At 59.6% G+C, this 19,886-nt stretch carries 21 protein-coding genes; 7 read left to right on the top strand and 14 right to left on the bottom strand.

Annotation, left to right across the window (positions count from 1 at the left end):
- Positions 1–431: 431 nt before the first annotated feature.
- Positions 432–1,709, bottom strand: a complete 1,278-nt coding sequence (locus AC1RAC_RS19565) for an outer membrane protein transport protein (RefSeq protein ID WP_492616899.1) — start codon at positions 1,707–1,709, stop codon at positions 432–434.
- Positions 1,710–2,396: 687 nt separating this feature from the next.
- Between AC1RAC_RS19565 and ycaC the strand changes: the two genes are divergently transcribed.
- Positions 2,397–3,029, top strand: coding sequence for an isochorismate family cysteine hydrolase YcaC (gene ycaC / locus AC1RAC_RS19560; RefSeq protein ID WP_014720109.1), 633 nt, complete (start codon positions 2,397–2,399; stop codon positions 3,027–3,029).
- A 152-nt stretch (positions 3,030–3,181) separates the two neighbouring features.
- On the opposite strand, the gene AC1RAC_RS19555 is transcribed toward ycaC, so the two are convergent.
- The 8 genes from AC1RAC_RS19555 to AC1RAC_RS19520 form a co-directional block, all read right to left on the bottom strand.
- Positions 3,182–4,339: a glutathionylspermidine synthase family protein gene (locus tag AC1RAC_RS19555; protein WP_236453015.1), complete on the bottom strand. Its 1,158-nt coding sequence runs from the start codon at positions 4,337–4,339 to the stop codon at positions 3,182–3,184.
- A gap of 11 nt (positions 4,340–4,350) precedes the next feature.
- Complete coding sequence (locus AC1RAC_RS19550) at positions 4,351–5,061, bottom strand: DUF1190 domain-containing protein (protein ID WP_181125279.1); 711 nt, start codon at positions 5,059–5,061, stop codon at positions 4,351–4,353.
- 18 nt (positions 5,062–5,079) lie between these two features.
- A complete protein-coding gene (locus tag AC1RAC_RS19545; protein WP_003194539.1) occupies positions 5,080–5,508 on the bottom strand; it encodes a DUF350 domain-containing protein in 429 nt (142 codons plus the stop codon).
- Between the two features lie 16 nt (positions 5,509–5,524).
- Positions 5,525–6,199, bottom strand: coding sequence for a DUF2491 family protein (locus AC1RAC_RS19540; protein ID WP_198791691.1), 675 nt, complete (start codon positions 6,197–6,199; stop codon positions 5,525–5,527).
- The gene (locus AC1RAC_RS19535; protein WP_490613929.1) at positions 6,186–7,220 is read right to left on the bottom strand and encodes an ion channel; all 1,035 of its coding nucleotides are present in this window, start codon (positions 7,218–7,220) and stop codon (positions 6,186–6,188) included. Before AC1RAC_RS19535 ends, AC1RAC_RS19540 begins: the two co-directional genes overlap by 14 nt.
- 72 nt (positions 7,221–7,292) lie before the next feature.
- Positions 7,293–7,853, bottom strand: coding sequence for a rhomboid family intramembrane serine protease (locus tag AC1RAC_RS19530; protein ID WP_197880345.1), 561 nt, complete (start codon positions 7,851–7,853; stop codon positions 7,293–7,295).
- A 156-nt stretch (positions 7,854–8,009) separates the two neighbouring features.
- Positions 8,010–8,708, bottom strand: a complete 699-nt coding sequence (locus AC1RAC_RS19525) for a PspA/IM30 family protein (RefSeq protein ID WP_014720114.1) — start codon at positions 8,706–8,708, stop codon at positions 8,010–8,012.
- 17 nt (positions 8,709–8,725) lie between these two features.
- Positions 8,726–9,307 (bottom strand): YjfI family protein, encoded by a 582-nt coding sequence (locus AC1RAC_RS19520; protein ID WP_034126864.1) that lies wholly within the window; start codon positions 9,305–9,307, stop codon positions 8,726–8,728.
- A gap of 560 nt (positions 9,308–9,867) precedes the next feature.
- Here AC1RAC_RS19520 and AC1RAC_RS19515 point away from each other — a divergent pair.
- The 6 genes from AC1RAC_RS19515 to AC1RAC_RS19490 all read left to right on the top strand — a co-directional run bounded on the left by AC1RAC_RS19515 (position 9,868) and on the right by AC1RAC_RS19490 (position 16,098).
- Positions 9,868–10,512 (top strand): NAD(P)H-dependent oxidoreductase, encoded by a 645-nt coding sequence (locus AC1RAC_RS19515; protein WP_127881474.1) that lies wholly within the window; start codon positions 9,868–9,870, stop codon positions 10,510–10,512.
- Positions 10,451–10,828, top strand: coding sequence for a MerR family transcriptional regulator (locus AC1RAC_RS19510; protein ID WP_089042523.1), 378 nt, complete (start codon positions 10,451–10,453; stop codon positions 10,826–10,828). Before AC1RAC_RS19515 ends, AC1RAC_RS19510 begins: the two co-directional genes overlap by 62 nt.
- A 122-nt stretch (positions 10,829–10,950) precedes the next feature.
- Positions 10,951–11,193 carry an exodeoxyribonuclease VII small subunit gene (locus AC1RAC_RS19505; RefSeq protein WP_003194556.1) on the top strand — a complete coding sequence of 81 codons (243 nt, stop codon included), beginning with the start codon at positions 10,951–10,953 and terminating at the stop codon, positions 11,191–11,193.
- Complete coding sequence (ispA, locus tag AC1RAC_RS19500) at positions 11,190–12,077, top strand: (2E,6E)-farnesyl diphosphate synthase (protein WP_034126861.1); 888 nt, start codon at positions 11,190–11,192, stop codon at positions 12,075–12,077. Before AC1RAC_RS19505 ends, ispA begins: the two co-directional genes overlap by 4 nt.
- 110 nt (positions 12,078–12,187) lie before the next feature.
- Positions 12,188–14,086 carry a 1-deoxy-D-xylulose-5-phosphate synthase gene (gene dxs, locus AC1RAC_RS19495; RefSeq protein WP_057975577.1) on the top strand — a complete coding sequence of 633 codons (1,899 nt, stop codon included), beginning with the start codon at positions 12,188–12,190 and terminating at the stop codon, positions 14,084–14,086.
- Positions 14,087–14,223: 137 nt separating this feature from the next.
- Positions 14,224–16,098, top strand: a complete 1,875-nt coding sequence (locus AC1RAC_RS19490) for a TonB-dependent receptor domain-containing protein (protein ID WP_492616898.1) — start codon at positions 14,224–14,226, stop codon at positions 16,096–16,098.
- A 90-nt stretch (positions 16,099–16,188) separates the two neighbouring features.
- Here AC1RAC_RS19490 and AC1RAC_RS19485 read toward each other — a convergent pair whose 3' ends face one another.
- From AC1RAC_RS19485 to thiL, 5 genes are all read right to left on the bottom strand, one after another.
- Positions 16,189–16,974, bottom strand: coding sequence for a cobalamin-binding protein (locus AC1RAC_RS19485; RefSeq protein ID WP_492616897.1), 786 nt, complete (start codon positions 16,972–16,974; stop codon positions 16,189–16,191).
- Positions 16,971–17,390: a nuclear fragile X mental retardation-interacting protein 1 gene (locus AC1RAC_RS19480; RefSeq protein ID WP_054896934.1), complete on the bottom strand. Its 420-nt coding sequence runs from the start codon at positions 17,388–17,390 to the stop codon at positions 16,971–16,973. The genes AC1RAC_RS19485 and AC1RAC_RS19480 overlap by 4 nt, the downstream gene beginning before the upstream one ends.
- Positions 17,387–18,004: a GTP cyclohydrolase II gene (gene ribA, locus AC1RAC_RS19475; RefSeq protein ID WP_005791841.1), complete on the bottom strand. Its 618-nt coding sequence runs from the start codon at positions 18,002–18,004 to the stop codon at positions 17,387–17,389. Before ribA ends, AC1RAC_RS19480 begins: the two co-directional genes overlap by 4 nt.
- A gap of 129 nt (positions 18,005–18,133) precedes the next feature.
- Positions 18,134–18,856, bottom strand: a complete 723-nt coding sequence (locus AC1RAC_RS19470) for a substrate-binding periplasmic protein (RefSeq protein ID WP_259284739.1) — start codon at positions 18,854–18,856, stop codon at positions 18,134–18,136.
- A 54-nt stretch (positions 18,857–18,910) separates the two neighbouring features.
- Complete coding sequence (thiL, locus tag AC1RAC_RS19465; protein ID WP_054918165.1) at positions 18,911–19,876, bottom strand: thiamine-phosphate kinase; 966 nt, start codon at positions 19,874–19,876, stop codon at positions 18,911–18,913.
- Positions 19,877–19,886 lie beyond the last annotated feature (10 nt).

Raw genomic sequence — 19,886 nt, 5'->3', positions numbered from 1 at the left:
CTTTGACTGATCTTACGCCGAATCGGCCACTCTATGTGAATTGGTAAATCGTCCGGTCATCACGCGTAAACGCCTATTGCAGCGCGCAGCCTTATACAACTTACATCCAATTGGTCAACGGGGGTTTAAACTGACCCAAGTATCTGGAAACCTTGGTATGACCGAGGCGCGAAGATCATGTTATCAGAGTTATATAGTCGGCCTCGGACCCATCGCTATCCAGAATACCCTGTATAGCGACAGGCGATATACCATGACATTGTCGGTACAGACGGCGGCCAGAAAACCACTGTAGAGGTCGTTTAAAGACGAAGCTTTTATATCGTCAGGGTTGCTCTGGCAAAGATGAGGAACAGCCAGTAAATCTGACAACCACCGTAGCGGAGCAATTACCCGGCAGGGCGCCGAAGTGCGATATCAACATCGCCCGCTCAAAAGCGATAAGTCATCTGCGCTGTCAGTCCATGTGCGCTATTTTCGTACTTCGCGCTGTATGCGGGCTGGAGACCGGATGAGTTTGACTGACTGACCGGAGCAGCGTTTTCCCAAAGGTAAGCATATGCAATGTCGAATGTCACCTCGCTCAAGGGAGAGTAACCTGCGCCAACAGTCACTGTTCGACGATCCCCCACAGGGATGCGAACGATCCGATCTTCGTTCGTCGTCGGAGACGGATCGTAGGCAAAGCCAGTTCGCAGCACCCACTGCGGTGTCAATTGGTAGGCAGTACCTACAGCCACCGACCAAATATCACGAAAGTTGACCTCCTCACCCACCGTCCCAAATCCTAAAGCGACGCCGAGCGGAGGGATTCCCTCATTCTCAGCAGTCAAATTCTTCAGGCGACTCCAGCGTGTCCAAGTTGTGCCAAGGTAACCAATCAACTTCTCATCGAAGCGGTATGTCAGTGAGGTGTCGACAGACTCTGGAAGAGTGACATCCATGCTCGTGCCGTATCGACCGTTCAAGCGAAAAGCAGCGGGGGACTCCGAAACGCTGATGTGGCCTTTGAGGCTATAATCAACCTTGGAATGGTAGGCTAAGCCCCACGTGGCGGACTCACTGATGTCGATCATCACACCAAGGTTATAACCGATAGCAGTATCATCCCCCTTAATCTTGAGTTCGGTATCTTTTCCAGTTGGGTTAAGCGCTGCGGTGGCCAAGTCATTCTTCAACTTGCCATCAAGACGATTTATGGTTAAACCTCCTCCGACAGAAATGAAGTCATTGATTCGGAAGCTGATGGTTGGCTGGAAAGTGATGACTTTTACCATACTATATGATCCGTGATAGCGACCTTGGAACGAAGACTCATAGTCGTTGATCAGTCCGAACGGCGCATACACACCTATCCCAACACTGACGTCATCACTCAAGGGGGACGAAGCGTACCCAAACGGAATGGTTGTAATAGGAGCTGAATCACCCTTATTAGTACCTCGAGCACTGCTCGATACATTTTTTATATCAATGCTCGGATCAATGACTGCAAAACCACCGCTGACCTCCGAACGCTTGAGCTTTACTAATCCTGCGGGATTTCCGTAGATAATACTTGCGTCCAGAACAGTCGATGCCCTGCCAGAAAATGCCGTGCCCGCCCCACTTGCACTCTGTTCATTAACTGTGACGCCGTTGGAATATGCTTGAAGCGATATTGCACAAGCACTCAGGGCAAAAACTCGAGAAACAGCCTTTTTATACATTGTTATCCGACTCCGATTCGTAAAATGGCCCTTTGACGAATACACAAAGGGCCCTACCACGCGCGCATGCACTTTTCACAACGTGCGTGAAACATGGGAGTTCTAATTCTATTAAGGCGAGAAAGCCCAAAGTGTCACCTAGGAGACAATCTGCTCGAGAAAATCGTCTGAATAAGCAAAACGGGAGAGCAAACCGAAAAATCGTGACCTCTCGATCGTCCCAATACGCTTAGACAACGAGTAGAACCGGCCTGACCGAATTGAGTATTTTCCGCAACTACCACCAACGCTTGAAAAACTGCCACTCAATAAAATTGCTATGTCAGTGAGACATGAGTCGCGTGACGACATCGAATCCAAAACAACGTTATCCATAGCAAAGTTCCAATCGCTAATTGAAGCGGTCATTTGTGGAACTAAACAAACGGTGGCAGCCGTAAGCAGTTAGTCCACCGGTCGCTTGGAACCCGGCGCACACGAGGGTGTGCTGCGCACAGCTACCATAAGATGCAGGCGATGGGGATCCTTTGCGCAGCAATCCGATGCAAACATTATGCGCCAACAACTGTCTCTTTTAAGTTGACAGTAAGACTCCTTCCACCCGATTTATCCCTCGTCACCCACCCATTAATCTGTGCCCATGTTGAACGCAACGCCCAACCAACCTAAACAAAAAAGGATTCAACCATGAGCACTGCAACCTACAACCGCTTGAACAAAGACGACGCCATTGTTCTGCTGGTCGATCACCAGACCGGCCTGATCTCCCTGGTGCAGGACTTCTCCCCCAACGAGTTCAAGAACAACGTGCTGGCTCTGGCTGACCTGGCCAAGTTCTTCAACTTGCCGACCATCCTCACCACCAGTTTCGAGCAAGGCCCTAACGGCCCGCTGGTGCCGGAGTTGAAGGAGATGTTCCCGGACGCGCCGTATATCGCTCGCCCTGGTCAGATCAATGCCTGGGACAACGAGGATTTCGTCAAGGCGATCAAGGCCACGGGGCGTAAGCAAATCATCATTGCCGGTGTGGTGACGGATGTGTGTGTGGCGTTCCCGACGTTGTCGGCGCTGGCGGAAGGGTTTGAGGTGTTTGTGGTGACGGATGCGTCGGGCACGTTCAACACCACGGTGCAGCAGGCGGCGTGGAGCCGGATGACACAGGCCGGTGCACAGTTGATGAACTGGTTCTCGGTGGCGTGTGAGTTGCACCGCGACTGGCGCAACGATATCGAAGGGCTGGGGAATTTGTTGTCCCAGCGGATTCCTAACTATCGCAATTTGATGAACAGCTACTCGGCCCTGTCTGCTCGCCAGAGCTAAGACTGCCATGCTCCGTATTGAGCCTGCCTGAAAAGGCAGGCTTTTTTATGGGCGTAGATTGAGATGCGTGTGGGTGACGCGGAGCGTCACTGGAAGCGTTACCACGCGGAGCGTGGGAACGATCAAGCGGAGCGTGGGAACGATCAACTTCCTTAATCCAGGATCAAGTGCGGCAGAAACCGGCTTGAGTCCTTGGTGATCAAGCTATTGTCCTCTCGCACACCTATGCCAGCGGCCTGGTCGCCAATTACCCAAGAGCCGATCAGCGTGTAGCTGTCCCCAAATTTTGGCAGCGGTGCGAACTCCTGAAGGATGAATGGCGCATCCGTGTAGGGGCCGTCTTCTTTTACGATCAGGCCGTCGGCGGTTTGTAGTTCGATGTTGGCGCCTTCCCGGGAGAAGAACGGCTTGCGCACCCAGCCTTTTGGCACGGCCTTGCCTGGGTCGGTGTCCAGGTGGGACGCGAGCAGGTTGGGGTGGCCTTGGTTGAATTCCCACAGCAGCGGCAGGATGCCTTTGTTGGAGAGGACGGATTTCCACGCGGGTTCGAAGAACTGCGTGTCGCTCTTGGCAATCGCGGCACCAAAGGGCTCGTGGAAGATGAACTCCCAGGCGTGCAGTTTGAACAGGTGGGGGATCCAGCGATCTTCAAGGTCGACGAAGCGGCCCTCGCTGGTCAGGCCGATGTCTTCGATGTCGATGTGGCGCGATTCGATGCCGACCTTTTCGGCGACCAGGCGCAGGTAGTCGGTGGTGCCTTTGTCTTCGATGGAGTCTTTCATCGAGGCGAAGTAGAACGGCTGGTTGACCTGCAGTTGGGCGAAGGCCTGGTGCAGTTTGGTGTCGATGCTATTGAACTGGTCGGCGTGCTTGGGCAGCAGGCCGCGTTCGATGCATTGTTCCAGCCAGCCCCACTGAAACGCAGCTGCTTCGTAGAGGCTGGTGGGGGTGTCGTAGTTGAGCTCCAGCAACTTGGCGGGCCCGCTGCCGTTGTAGGAGAAGTCCATGCGCCCGTACAGGTGCGGGTGGCCTTCGAGCCATGAGGTTCGGATCATGTCGTAGAACGGCGCGGGGATGCTCAGGCGTTCAAGCAGTTCTTCGCTGTGGACCACGCGGGCGACGAGGTCCATGCACATGTCATGGAGCTCGGTGGTCGGGTCTTCGAGGTCGCGCTCGATTTGTTTGAGCGTGAACTGGTAGTACGCGCTTTCGTCCCAGTAAGGTTCGTCGTCGATGGTATGGAACAGGAAGCCAAGACTCTCGGCTGTGTGTTTCCAGTCATGACGCTCTGCGCATTGGATCTTCTTCATGGCCGGTTTCCTTAGCTGCTCGACCCGCCGCCCCAGCCGCTGCGTGCGCTGGCTTTGCTGCCGAAGCCGCCGCGGGAGGTGGCCGATGAAACCGAGCTCGACTTAGGTGAAGAGCGCAGCGTGTTGGTGTAATTGCTGCTGCCGTACCGGGCCTGATTGGAACGGCCAAAGGTCGCGCCATTGGACACGCGCTGGTTGAGCGTCGAATTACCGTAGTTGCCGCGATCATCGCGATAGCGGTACACCGGTTCCGAACGGTAGCTGTTGCGGTTGTTGCTCAGCATGTTGCCGATCAGCAAGCCGGTCAGCAGGCTGCTGGTGGAGAAGCCTGAGCCGCCGCTGCTGGCCTGAGCATTGGCCGCTTGCGCATTGGCAGCGTCGACCTGGGATTGGGTCACCTGGCCTTCGGCGGTCAGTTCGAAACCGCCCAAGCGCGGGATGAATTTGCCGGTGGAGTCTTGCTGGCACCAATCAGCGACAAAGTCGGCGTCGCAATCGGCCTGGCTGTCATACACCGGCGCAATGCGGCGATGCTCGGCCATGGCCGTCATGTAGGCGTCCGAGCAGACGTCCACCGGAAGCTTTTCATCGGCGCATTGCTGTACCGACTGGAAGTTGTACTTCTTTTGCAGATCGTAGGTTTTTTCCGTTGGGCCGCAGCCGGATATCGCCATGGCGACCGACGCTGCCAGCGACAGCTGGACGTACTTGCTTCGTTTCATCGGGAGCTCCGTGGGCAATCAGTTCGAGGTGGGCGTCATGCACGCGGCATTCAGCATGCCGACGCTGATGGCCACCGCGGCCACGTAGATACCGGCCGCCAGTTCGCCCTTCTTGATGCGCTCGGACGTGCCTTTGAGCACCAGGCTGGTCAGCAGGAACGCCAGCAGCTGGACGACGGCGGCGATCACGGCCCAGACGATGAAGTCGAGAACGTTGATCGAGTAGGCAATCACATTGCTGGCCGGAATGGCGAAACCGACGATGGCACCGCCCAGGGCGACCGCTGCGGAGGTGTTGCCCGCACGGATCAGTTCGAACTCCTTATGCGGGGTGATGCGGGTGTAGATGAACTGGAACAGCGCGAACAGTACCGCAGCCCCCAGGATGTAGAGGACAAAGCCGAGCACCGCAGCTTTGTTGAGGGAGATGGAGAGTGCTTCTAGCATGGACGGCTTCCTTTTTTTAGAGCGTAGTCAGGTCGGTGGTGTACAGCGAAATGCCCAGGGATGTGCTCAGGCTGATGGTGCCTTCGGCATCTTCTTCGACGGAGAACAGCAGGAACTCTCGGCGGTCGGTCAAGCCGGTGTCGCGGGCGTATAGCATCGAACGGTGCTCGACGCTGTAGGTGGCTTCTGGGCTGGTGACCTGTTCGCTCATCGCCACCAATTCGGTCTGGCCGTCCTCGCTGCCCCACTCCCGGAAGTACTCGACGCCGTCGTGGGTGTAGGTCGGCAGCCCGATCATGCTCTGTGGGCCCGCCAGCCTGCTCAGTTCCGCTTCACTGCTGATGGTGACGTAACTCAGGTAGTTGAACAGAATCACTGACTCGACCTGGCCCGCTATCTGGCCGGTGGTGTGCACCTGCAACCAATAATCTTCGTCGTTCATGTAATAGCGCGACAGCCAGGTGGACTGGCCGAGGTCGATGGTGCCGTTGCTCCAGATTTCCTGGGAGCCGGGGATCACCACGTTAGTTTTTTCATCGAGCAGCAATTTCAGAGTCGTGTCAAACATCACGCCCTTGCCCGGCGCCAGGCCCAAAGGGCCAGTGGCAGGCAGGCTTGGGCTGGCGGTTCGGCTCGAGTCGGTAGTGGCTTTTGGGGCCTCAAGCCCCATCAACTGTTTAAGCCATCCCATGGGAGATTTCCTTAAGGCGAGTGGAAGCGATGTAGAAGAGTTCGCCGCCTTTGACCGCTGTGGCACTGGGCGGGTTGATCGACGGCTGCTGAACACCTTTGGCGCGATAGCCAATGAGGGTGGCGTTGTGGCGCTCCTTCATCTGCGTGTACAGCTCGCCGAACGTTGCCTCAAAGGCGTCGGGCAATTTCATCAGGTACTGGGTGGCGCCCTGCCCCACGCACAGCAACTCATTGATGACCACCGACGAGCCCGGATCCTGAGAGGCGCGCACCAGCATTTCGATCGCCATGCTGGACGTGCATTCCAGGCGCGGGGCGTAGGAGCTGGCCAGTGCAGCGATTTCACTTTCGTTGAAGTGGGCGACCACATGCCCGACGGGGCTCAGTTGGTTCACCGCCAGCACGGTGGCCAGCGTCAGGTCATCAGACGGGGTTCGCACCAGCACACGCTCGGCACCGGGCACACCGGCACGCAGCAACAGTGCGGTGGAAGACAGGCTTTCGCCGCGGATGAACGCTGCTTTGCCCGGCATCGGGTTTTCTTCAAGGCTGCAATCGCAGATCACGATCAGGTTGTCGTTCGAGGTTTCGTCTTGCAGCAACAACTCAATCACCCGCTCGCTGGACGCGCCCTCCCAGCCGATCAGCACGGTATGGCCGACCTTGCCGGTGAAATCACCTTTGCCCTTCATGCCTTTTCTCCATGCATCGATAACACTGCTGGTGGTTTTGCCGATGGCTGCCGTGAGCAGCGCAATGCCCCCGAGCATGACCCAGGCCGCCACGAAAATTCGCCCAGCAGAAGTCTGCGGTGCGAGGTCGCCATAGCCGACGGTGAGTGTGGTGGTGAGATAGAAGTAGATAAACGTGGCGGGAGCGGTGAGGTGTTGTTCGCCCAGCAACACCAGGCCCAGATAAGCCGTGCTCAGGTGGACACCCAAGGCAACGATCAGGCCTGCCCAACCGAAGCGATGAAAGAGGGACGAGGCGTACATGCGTAACAGTAGGAAAATCGACATTTAGCCCCTGGCTCCCTGGGTACTTGAATCCTGACGACAGCATCGCCTCGGCGTCTGGATGCTCAAGTGCGTTCACCCGGCATTAAACCCGCTGCGCGGCGTGGATAGAAGTACCTTGGCTGCAATAAATCCGGCGAGCGCACCAAACAGATGCCCTTCGAAGGAAACGCCCTGCCGCGGAAGGAAGCCCACGACCAGTCCGCCATACAGCAAAGCCACAACAGCGGCTGTTAGCAGGTTGCCCCAGCTTCTGTGAAACCAGGCGCGAGACAGCAGATAGGCCCATAGCCCGAACACCCAGCCGCTGGCGCCGACGTGTACGCCTGAAAAACCGAACAGCCAGACCAACAAGCCGCCCAGCAGAATGACGATGGCACTGACGGCGATGAACCGGTTGACCCCTTCGATCATGACCAGAGAGCCCAAGACCAAAAAGGCAATCAGGTTGGCGCTCAGGTGAGCGAAGGAGGCGTGCAAAAACGGCGAGGAGAGTATGCCGAACAGACCCTGCACCGTTCTAGGGATCAGCCCGAATGCCATGAGGCTGTAACCGGTCGCCACATTGAGCAGTTGCAGCGCGACCATGAAGAGGGCCAGGCCTGCGATTGTCTTGAAACCCTTCAAGGCGTTCATCCTGACCTCAACATACAAAAGAAGAGCACTGCGACTGTGGCGAGGGAGCTTGCTCCCGCTGGGGCGCGAAGCGGCCCCAAAAACAGGACTGCTGCGCAGCCCAGCGGGAGCAAGCTCCCTCCCCACAGAGTTGCAGGCTTAACTGACCTGCGTTGATTACTCAGCCGACTTTTGCTTCAGACGCTCCAGAATCGCATTGGCACTGCCTTCGTTCGGCGTGATGCCGGCATCGCGCAGTTTGCGTTCCAGGTCTGTCCCCGTCGACGCTTCAGCCAGCTCATCCTGGGCTTGCAGCTCAGCGGCGCGTTGTTGCTGTTTGGCCTGCAAGCGATTGAGCGTACCGACGGCGGTTTCCAGCTTGCCGTTGGCACCGCCGCTGGCAATGGAGGCACTGACCTGGGCCTTTTGCACGCTGTCGCGAGCCTTGGCCATGTCCACTTGCTGGCGCAGGCTTTTGATGCGGCTTTCGGCCTTGGTGATGTCTTTGCGCATGCTCTCAGCGTACCCACCGAACTCGGTGGTCTGCTTTTGCTCCACGTCCCGCTCGTTGGTCAGGGTCGAAATGGCTTCGGCCACTTCCAGGGCGAGGTCTTCACGGTTGGCCTGGATAGCGGCCATCGCCTTGGATTCCAGGTCTTTGATCTTGGCGTCGTACTCGCCAACGCGATCAGCCGCCAGTTTGTGCTTGGCCATGATGCTTACCAATTCACGCTTGGCGTTGGCCAAGGCGCTGTCGGCATCGCGAATTTCCTGGTCGAGGATGCGCAGGGCCTGTTGGTCGACGATCGATTCGCCGACTTCGCTGGCACCGCCACGCAACGCGGTGAACAATTTGCTCCAGATGGACTGAGTCATTGGGTTTTCCCGAATAATTAAATGAAGAAACGTTCGAAGGCTTCGCTGGCGCGCTGCACGTTATCAACCAGGGTTTTCACCTCGGTCACGATGTTGGTCAGGCTGGAGTCGGAGCTGAGCGCACCGAACATGTTGTAAACCACCTGCCCGTTCGGCATGGACTCGATACCGATGGACGACAACGGGAACATCTCCCGGCTGCGCAGCACGGCGTCGTTGAATTTCGCGACATCGTTGATGGACTCGGCGTCGACCAGGACGGTATCCACGATGATTTGCTCGCCCACCACCGCGATGTAAATCGGCAAGCCACCAAAGTCGTTCATCTCCAGCTTGATGCTGGACTCGGAGCCTTGGACGAGAGAAAGCGTAATGTCATTGGACGTCACGTCATCCAGCGCCTGAAGAGCACTGAAGAGGCGATCGATATTCCAGTTGGTACCTGCGCTCATGAAATTCTCCGACATGAATGAGCCAGCCAGGATCGGTTGGCGTAGCTGTTTCTCCATTTGCTTGAGCAGGCTTCGGTTTTCGGGAAGCACCCAAGTCTCGTGTTTCACATAACCGGCCGCCGCCAGCCCCGCACGCATCTGCTTCATGTAAAAGCTCGACGGCTTTTTTGCGGACGGCTTCAAGCGCTCTCCCTTGAGGCTTGTTGAATCGGTATCGGGCCCAGTTGATGGGCTCGATGGAGAGCTGCTGTTCATGGTACTGACCTCGCTGTGAAAAACTCACGCGTGAGAAAATCTACAGGCAATCCGCAAGGTACTCAATAGCTCACGCGTGAGATTTTTCCTTACATTTTTCAACCACCGAAAAGCCCCTGGCTACCCCGCCAACTCTCGCTCGATTTGCTCGTCTGCCGGGAAGTTTGTCCAAAAGCGCGACTTGATGGCACCAAGACAATTGTGCAGCAGCCTGTTGCACAATTTTCCGAATCCGACCACGCCTTAGCAAAAGCACGCCTGTACTTGAAATCGCGCGGCGAAGAACCCTGATGTCAGGGAAGGCAGGCTAGCCAGCCCACAGTACCGTCACAAGCATTCGAGAACAGTTCAGGAAGGGTCCCGCGTACCTCACAGAAAGGTCCTGCTGGCACTTGACTCTCCCCTATACGGCACCCCCTACCCTGAATGCCCTTTTCTCAGAACTTATCACCATGAGTCAGCGCATTCTGGTCATTCTCGGCCACCCGTCCTCCGATAGCTTTTGTTCCGCCCTCGCGCGCACCTATATCCACGCTGCGAAAACGGCCGGCCACGAAGTCCGCGTCCTGCGCCTGGGTGATCTCAGGTTCGACCCCATCCTTAATCATGGCTATACCCAGGCACAGACGCTGGAGCCCGACTTGCTCAGCGCCCAGTCCGACATCCTTTGGGCCGAGCACCTGGCGTGGGTGTTCCCTGTCTGGTGGGGCGGTGTCCCGGCACTGATGAAGGGCTTTATCGACCGCGTTTTCCTACCCGGCTTTGCCTTCAAATACCGCGCAGGCAAGGCATTCCCAGACAAGTTATTAAAGGGCAGAACCGCGCACTTGTTAGTGACCCTGGACACGCCGTCGTGGTATTACCGCTGGGTTTATCGCATGCCGGCCATCTACCAGATGCGGCGCACCACGCTGGCGCTGTGCGGCATCGCGACGAGCAAGACGCTGCTGTTGGGGCCGGTGCTGGGCTCTTCGCTGACGCAGCGGGCCAAGTGGCTGAAACAGGCCGGCGCACTATTTGAAAAAGGGAATTTTCATGTACATCGGCAAAGCCGCGCAGTTGTCCGGCACGACCATCAAGGCGATTCGTCACTATGAGGCGATCGGGCTGATGCCAGCGCCTGCGCGTCGGGGCGGTTATCGCGTTTATACCGAGCAGAGTGTCGAGCGGCTCATGTTTATAAAGTGCGCGCAACAACTGGGGTTCAAGCTCAAGGAATTACAGGAGATTTTGCAGGGGTACGAGGGTGATGCACTTCCTTGGGACAAGGCTGATCAAGCCATCGCCAATAAGAAGCAAGCGTTAGCCATGCAAATTGTGGCATTGCAGAATATGCATCGGGGTTTATTGGTCTTCGAGGCCCAATTGAAAGCGGCGCAGGGGGAGTGCTCGGTGGCCACGAAGGCAAGCTGAGACTCGGTGAGCCGAATAAACCCATCAATCGGCTCACATCACCGTCTGTGCGCCACTCATTTGCCCCAATCCCCCATGTCTGCTAGTGTCGCGCCGGTTTACCGTCTACCGGAATTGCCGCCATGGCCCGCAAAAAAGTTGCACTCGATTTCGAACAATCCCTCGCCGACCTGCAAGCCCTGGTCGAGCGTCTGGAGAACGGCGAGTTGTCGCTGGAAGACTCGTTGACAGCGTTTGAGCAAGGCATCGGCCTGACCCGCGACTGTCAGAGCGCGTTGGCGCAGGCGGAGCAGAAGGTCCAGGTGTTGCTGGAGCGTGACGGGGAGTTGGCCGAAGAACCTTTCGATGCGGAACAGCCGGAATGATCAGCGCATATCAGGCCAGTAGCCAAGCCCGGGTGAATGCCGCGCTGGAGCCTCTGTTTGTTGCGCCAAGCCCGGAAATGACGCGCCTCTATGAAGCCATGCGCTACAGCGTGATGAATGGCGGCAAGCGTGTGCGCCCGTTGCTGGCCTATGCCGCCTGCGAAGCTCTCGGGGCGCCGGCAGCCGAGGCGAATGGTGCGGCCTGTGCGGTCGAGTTGATCCACGCCTATTCCCTGGTGCATGACGATTTGCCAGCAATGGACGATGACGATTTGCGTCGCGGCCAGCCCACCACCCATAAAGCCTTTGATGAAGCCTATGCGATCCTGGCCGGTGACGGCTTGCAAAGCCTGGCGTTCAGCGCATTGCTGGACCCGCGCTTGAGCAGCGTCAACGCCGAGATCCGCCTGCGCATGGTCACCGCCTTGGCCCACGCCGCAGGCCCGGCCGGTATGGTCGGCGGGCAAGCCATCGACATGGGCTCGGTCAGCCTCAAGCTGGATCAAAAAGCCCTGGAACACATGCATCGCCACAAGACCGGCGCGCTGATTGAGGCGGCCGTGCAGTTGGGCGCCCTGGCCAGTGGCCGCGCCGGCGCCGAGCAATTGGCGGCCCTGCAGACCTACTCCCGCGCTATCGGCCTGGCCTTCCAGGTGCAGGACGATATTCTCGACGTGGAAAGTGATACCGCCACCCTCGGCAAACGCCAAGGCGCCGATATCGCACGGGACAAGCCGACTTATCCTGCATTGCTGGGGCTGCAAGCCGCCAAGGCGTATGCCGTCGAGCTGCGCGACCAGGCCCTGGATGCCCTGCGACCTTTCGACGCGGCGGCCGAGCCACTGCGTGACCTGGCGCGGTATATCGTCGAACGTCGCCACTGACAGCCGCGGCCATTTGCGCCGCATATCGGCCAAGTTAGGCCCTCTGCGTGGGCAGTTTGCACGGCTTGAGGTAAACTGCCGCCTCTTCTATACCTATAACGATTCGCCTGATGCCCACGACGTTTCAAGAGATTCCCCGCAAACGCCCGTCTACGCCCCTGCTCGACCGTGCTGCCACGCCGGACGGCCTGCGTCGACTGGGTGAAGCCGAGCTGGAAACCCTGGCCGATGAGCTGCGCCTGGAATTGCTCTACACGGTCGGCCAGACCGGTGGGCATTTTGGCGCCGGGCTGGGCGTGATCGAGCTGACCATCGCCTTGCATTACGTGTTCGACACCCCGGACGACCGGCTGGTGTGGGACGTGGGCCACCAGGCGTATCCGCATAAAATCCTCACCGGCCGTCGCGAGCGCATGGCCAGCCTGCGCCAGAAGGACGGCCTGGCCGCCTTCCCGCGCCGTTCCGAGAGCGAGTACGACACCTTTGGCGTCGGCCACTCCAGCACGTCCATCAGTGCAGCGCTGGGCATGGCGATTGCCGCCCGCCTGCAAGGCAGTGAGCGCAAGGCGATTGCGGTGATTGGTGATGGCGCGCTGACCGCAGGCATGGCCTTCGAAGCGCTGAACCATGCGCCGGAAGTGGACGCCAACATGTTGGTGATCCTCAACGACAACGACATGTCGATTTCGCGCAACGTGGGTGGCCTGTCCAATTACCTGGCGAAGATCCTCTCCAGCCGTACCTACGCCAGCATGCGCGAAGGCAGCAAGAAAGTGCTGTCGCGCCTGCCTGGCGCGTGGGAAATCGCGCGTCGCACCGAAGAATACGCCAAGGGCATGCTGGTACCCGGCACCCTGTTCGAAGAGCTGGGCTGGAACTACATCGGCCCTATCGACGGCCACGACCTGCCCACCCTGATCGCCACGTTGCGCAACATGCGCGACCTCAAGGGCCCGCAATTCCTGCATATCGTCACCAAAAAAGGCAAAGGTTTCGCTCCGGCGGAAGTCGACCCGATTGGTTACCACGCGATCACCAAGCTCGAACCCCTCGATGCCCCCGCCGCCGCGCCGAAAAAAGCCAGCGGGCCGAAGTATTCCGGGGTGTTTGGCGAATGGCTGTGCGACATGGCCGCCGCCGACCCGCGTCTGGTAGGGGTTACCCCGGCGATGAAGGAAGGCTCCGATCTGGTGGCGTTCAGCGAGCGTTTCCCGCTGCGTTACTTCGACGTGGCGATTGCCGAGCAACACGCCGTTACCTTCGCGGCCGGCATGGCCTGCGAAGGCGCCAAGCCAGTAGTGGCGATCTACTCCACCTTCCTGCAACGTGGTTATGACCAGCTGGTTCACGATGTGGCGGTGCAGAACCTCGATGTGCTGTTCGCCATCGATCGCGCCGGCCTGGTAGGCGAAGACGGCCCGACCCATGCCGGCAGTTTCGACCTCTCGTACCTGCGCTGCATCCCCGGCATGCTGGTGATGACTCCGAGCGACGAGAACGAACTGCGCAAGATGCTCAGCACCGGCCACCTGTACAACGGCCCGGCCGCCGTGCGCTACCCGCGCGGCACAGGCCCGAATGCCGTGATCGAGAAAGACCTGGAGCCGATTGAAATCGGTAAAGGCATCGTGCGTCGCCAAGGCAGCAAGACTGCATTCCTGGTGTTTGGCGTACAACTGGCCGAAGCCTTGAAAGTCGCTGAGAAGATCGACGCCACCGTGGTCGACATGCGGTTCGTCAAGCCACTGGATGACGCGTTGGTGCGCGAGATCGCCGCTGGCCATGAGCTGCTGGTGACCGTCGAAGAGAACGCCATCATGGGCGGCGCCGGTGCGGCGGTCAGCGAGTTCCTGGCGCGGGAGAATATCCTCAAGTCGGTGCTGCACCTGGGCTTGCCGGATGTATACGTCGAGCACGCCAAGCCGGCACAGATGCTGGCTGAATGCGGGTTGGACGAGGCGGGTATCGAGGCGTCCGTTCGCGAGCGCTTGGCGCTACTGAATCTGTAATCTGCCCCAAATGTGGGAGCTGGCTTGCCTGCGATGACGGCGGCACATTCGCTAACAATGTGTCAGATACACCGCTATCGCAGGCAAGCCAGCTCCCACAGTGGTTTTGCATGACCTTCGAATGCTATGGACAGCCCATGAAACGCCTGTGCCTTGCCCTGCTGCTGCTACCCTGCGCTGACCTGCTCGCCGACACCCGCGACCAGGCCCTGAAGCTCTCCGACGTGGTCATCAGCGCCAACCGCCAAGTCCAGGCGCGTAATGACAGCAGCGCCGCCAACACCGTATTCACCCGCGCCGACATCGACCGCCTTCAGCCCACCACCATCACCGACCTGCTCAGCCGCGTGCCGGGCGTACAAGTTGCGCCAACCGGTGGGCGTGGCAGTTTGCCGGGGATTTTCATTCGCGGCACCAAGTCGGCGCAGAGCCTGGTGCTGGTGGACGGCCAACGCATCGCCAACACCACCTCCGGCGACAGCGGCTTGCAATACCTCAACGTCGATCAGATTGAACGGGTGGAAGTGCTGCGCGGTTCACGTTCGGTGATTTACGGCAGCGATGCGATTGGCGGGGTGATTCAGGTGTTTACCCGGCGCAATGCCGAGCAAGGCTTGCAGCCGCGCTTGAAACTGGGCTTTGGCAGCAACCAGACCTGGGAGCGCAGCTTGGGCCTGTCGGGCGGCGATGAACACACGCGTTTCAACCTGGGCGCGAGCCTGGATGAAACCGCCGGTATCAATGCGAGCCACGCGTCGTTTCCCAGTGACGGCGACCATGATGCCTACCGCAACCAGTCCATCAGCCTGAACCTCAGCCATTCGTTCAGCGATGAGCTGGAGGCGGGCTTCAACCTGTTGGATAACCGTGGCAAGTCGGAGTACGACAACAGTTATGGCCGCTACGACGGCGCCACCGGGCAGAGCCTGGGCCAGAAACCCTACACCGACTACACCGTGAGCAGCGCCAGCGGCTATCTCGATGCCAAGCTCAATGACAGCTGGCAGTCGCGCCTGGAGCTGGGCCACAGTGAAAACCGCGACACCAAGCGCGATACCCTCAGCGATGATTACAGTGCATTCAACACCTACCGCGACTCGGTCAATTGGCAGAACGACCTGACCCTGGATGAGCAAAACAGCCTGATCGTCGGCGGCGACTGGTACGAAGATCGTTTCCACGGTTCTACCACCTTTACCGAGAACAGCCGCTGGAACCGGGCAGCGTTCGTGCAGCATCGCTTCCATAGCCAGTGGTTTTCCACCGAGCTGGGCCTGCGCCGCGACCAGAACCAGCAGTTCGGCGGCCAGAACAGTTGGAGCGGCACCCTGACCTTGCCGGTCAACCCTGACAATGACCTGCTCTTGAGCTACAGCGAAGGCTTTCGCGCGCCGACCTTCAACGACCTCTATTACCCCGACACCCAGTACAGCAACCCCAACCTGCAGCCCGAGACATCAAAGAGCTACGAGCTGCAATGGCGCAGCCAACTGAGCGACAGCACGCGCCTGGAAGCCTCGCTGTATCGCACCGACCTGAGCGACGCGATCATCCTTGACGCTGGCAAGCCGCAAAACGTGGCGTCGGCGCGGATCAACGGCTTTGAAGCGGCGCTCAAGCAGGAACTGTTTGGCTGGCAGGGCAACCTGGGCCTGTCGCTTATCGACCCGCGTGACCGTGACAACGGCCACACCCTGGCACGTCGCGCCCGGCGAACGGTGAACCTGGATCTGGACCGGCAATTTGATCAACTCGGTCTCGGCGCCAGCTGGCAAGCGATCAGCAGCAGCTACGACGATGAAGCCAACCGCAACCGTCTGGGCGGTTATGCCTTGTTGGGGCTGCGCAGTAGTTGGGCGTTGAACCGGGAGGTGTCGTTGTCGTTGAAGGTGGATAACGTGCTGGACAAGTCTTACGCACGGGCGAAGTACAGCTACCTCGGGGAAAGCCAGAATTATCGTGAAGAAGGTCGGGTGTGGATGGTTGGGGTGACGTGGACACCTGAGATCTAAGTAGCCTGATCCGGCGTCATCGCAGGCAAGCCAGCTCCCACAATTGAAATGCATTCCCCAGTGGGAGCTGGCTTGCCTGCGATAGCGTTGTCACAAGTTCGGCGCAATCACCTGGCACAACCGCCCCACCGCCTCCAACATCTGCCCGCTGGGCCGCTCCAGGCCCTTGTCCGGCACCAACCGCACCCGAGCAGCCATCGCCGGCCATGCCTTCCAGGCCTCCTTCTGAGCCTGATCCCCCACCAGGATCACCTCGGGGTCTCGCGCCAGCACCGATTCGATATTCACCTGCGGCGCCGGCAACTTCAGGTCATCAAACACATTGCGCGCCCCGCACACGCTGAGGGCATCGCTGATGATCTGCCCACCGCCCACGGTGTACAGCGGCTGGTTCCACACTTGGTAAAACACCCGCAGCGGCTCGGCCCGCTGGTAGCGCTGGCGCAACTCGGCCAAGCGCTGACGCAGTTGTACCGCGAGCTGGTGCCCTGCCTCAGCGCGGCCCAATTGCTCGGCAATGGCCTGCACCTGGGCGGTCAGTTGTTCAAGGCTGTGGGGTTCTGCGACGTACACCGGGATATTCAACCGCTGGAGCTGCTCGCGCTGGGCCGGGCCGACGCTGCCAGGCCACAGCAGGATCAAGTCGGGCTTGAGGCTGAGCAGGCGCTCCATGTCCAACTGGCCGTAGTGCCCGACCGAGGGCACCTTCGCCAACGCCGCCGGGCGGTCACCACCGTCAAGCACGCCGACCAGCAAGTCCTCGGCACCCAGCTCAAGCACGATTTCGGACAGTGACGGCGCCAGGCTGACAACCCGCTCGACCGCCAACGCCTGGGCACTGACTACCAGCAGCAGCGCCAGCCAATAGCGCTTCATCCCAACTGACGCGGTATGCGATAGAGGTAGAACAGCACCAGCGTCGACAGCGCCAACAGAAACAGCGGCACCGCCTCCAGGCCGACGAACACCGCCAGCGCACCGATCCAGGCCGGTAACGCTGCAACCAGCAAGGCCGTGCGCCGACGCGCCGCCAGGGTGATCCAAGCGGCGGGTTCTTCAGCAGTATCAAGGGCTTTGGAGGTGGCGATAAGCGCGTGTTTATAGCCATGAAAATAACGCAGGCTAAGAAACATCGAGGCCACGCCAGCGATGAAGAACGGCATGGCCAGTACCGGTAGCAAGGATTCAGCGCGGCCAAACAGCAGGTTGATCAAAAACAAGGGCAGCAACGCCAAGGCCAGGTACTGCCACCAGTTGAAGGACAGTCGCCGTTTCACCTGGCCACGGGTCACGCGCGGTCGACCTCGCCCTGGTGCTCATTGCCCATCATATGGTCGAGCTTGCTGGCTTTGGTGGCCAGGTAGAGCTTGTTGTGCGGGTTATGCCCGGTGTGCAGAGGCACGCGCTCGGCCACGGTGATGCCCATCTCGGTCAAGGCTTTGACCTTGCGGGGGTTGTTGGTCATCAGGCGCAGGGATTTGACCCCCAGGTGCTCGAGCATCGGCAGGCAGATGGCGTAGTCGCGCTGGTCGGCAGCAAAGCCCAGGCGCTCGTTGGCCTCCACGGTGTCGGCGCCGCCATCTTGCAGTTCGTAGGCGCGGATCTTGTTCAACAGGCCAATGCCCCGGCCTTCCTGGCGCAAGTACAGCAGCACGCCACGCCCTTCACGGGCGATGGCCTGCAGTGCGGCCTCCAGTTGCGAGCCGCAGTCACAGCGCTGGCTGAACAGCGCATCGCCGGTCAGGCACTCGGAATGCACACGCCCCAGCACCGGCGCGCCATCGGTGATGTCGCCGAGGCTGAGCACAACGTGCTCGCGCCCGGTGGCTTCTTCAAGAAAGCCGTTCATGGTGAACGTGGCAAAAGGGGTAGGCAGCTTGGAAGCGGCGACGAAAACGACGGGCACCGTGTGCTCCTGATTTCAGATTTCACAGAGGCGGGCATTGTAACAGCACGTTCCTACAGACGCTTAAGCTGAATTATCGCTGATAAAGATCAATAGGTTCGATTGGCCTTTGAGTCAGTTCTATGGGCGTCAGAACGGATACGGCTGTTTCCAGCGTTCGAATATCGATTTCAACTCACCGGTCTGGACCAGGATACCCAAACGCTGGTCATACACGGCCATCAATGCCCTGCCACGCTCGGTGTCGGCAAAGCCTACGTAGAGCGGCAGCTCAGCGATATGGGTGAGTTTGAACAGCGCCGGGTCTTGCGCCTGGCTGAGCACGTATTTGGCTTCGGTGAGGGCGTCGATATAAAAATCGGCACGGCCGTGTTGCAGCATTGGCAGAATGCCGCTGCGCCGCTCGATCTGGTTGAAGCGGCGCACGGTGGGCAGGTATTCCTCGTATTTATAGCCGCGCACCCAGGCCAGGCGGTAGTTGCCCAGGGTCGCCAACGTCGGCGTGGGTGAAGTTGCCAGCCCGAGAGCGTAGACATGATCGGCGTCGAAGTTCCAGCGCGGGTACAGCACTGCGCTGACCTCATCGCGGTAGGTGCCGACACAACCATCCGCCTCACCACGCTGGGCCAGGCCGACCGATCGGGTATAGGGCACGCTGCGAGTTTCCAGGGTAATGCCTGCTGGCTCGAAGACGCGGCGCAGCAGGTCCCAGGCCAGGCCGCTACCATCTCTGTTGGTGTAGTCGTTCCACTCCTCACTGGCCAGCACGATTTTACCGGGCACGGGAGTGTCCGCCTGGGCCAGGGAAACGAAGGAACACAGCACGATCAGCAGCCAGCGGCATGCAGCCATAGTCACGGCCTCTTACTCGGGATAATCGTCTAAAGGGTAGCGCAGACCGCCGGCTCAGGGCGTCTGGCGAAAATGCTGGTAGCCGCGCACAGCCGGGGTGATGTCCTGGCAGTCGCCGTCGAGCAGCGTCACGCCGTGCCCCGTTTCGACCCGACCGACCACATGCACCGGCCAGCCATCCGCCTGCAACGGCGCCAACTCGGACGGTGGCAAAGTGAACGCCAACACATAGTCGTCGCCCCCGCTCAACGCCGCTACTTGAGCCTGGTCTTCACCGACAAACGCCAGCAAGGCCTCGGACAACGGCAACCGCTGGCGCTCAACCACCAGGCGCACCGCTGACGCCTTGGCGATATGCCCACAGTCAGCCAACAGCCCATCGGAGATATCCATCGCCGCTGTCGCCTTGCCCCGCAGCGCCAGCCCCAAGGCCAGCTGCGGTTGCGGCGACCAGTAATGCGCCAACAGCGGCTCGGCGATTGCTGCGTCAGCCGTGCGTTGCCCCAATACCAGCGGCAAGGCACCAGCGGCATTGCCTAACTCGCCGCCCACACACAGCAAATCGCCCGGCTGTGCACCGTTGCGCGTCAAGGCCTGGCCAGCCGGCACACGGCCGAACACGGTCAGGGTCAGGCTCAGCGGCCCACGGGTGGTATCGCCGCCCACCAAGCCTACGCCGCAGCTTTGCGCCATGGCGTTCAAGCCTTGGGCATAGCGTTGCAGCCAATCGGCTTCGACGCTCGGCGTGGTCAGGGCAAGGGTAAAGGCGAGGGGGTGGGCGCCCATGGCGGCCAGGTCGCTCACCGCCACGGCCAGCGAGCGCTGGCCGAGCAGGAACGGGTCACAGGGGTCGGCAAAATGCACGCCAGCCACCAGCGTATCGGTGGAGACTGCCAGTTGCTCCCCGGCGGGAAGCGCCAGCAAGGCGCAGTCGTCGCCGATCCCCAGGGCAATGCCTTCGCCGCCTTGCGCACAAGGCGCGGCGGCGAAGTATGTGCGGATCAGCTCAAACTCACCCATTGAGGAATCA

The organism is Pseudomonas sp. GW823-FHT02F05, from assembly GCF_058797315.1.
This window is presented reverse-complemented; position numbering and strand designations above follow the sequence as displayed.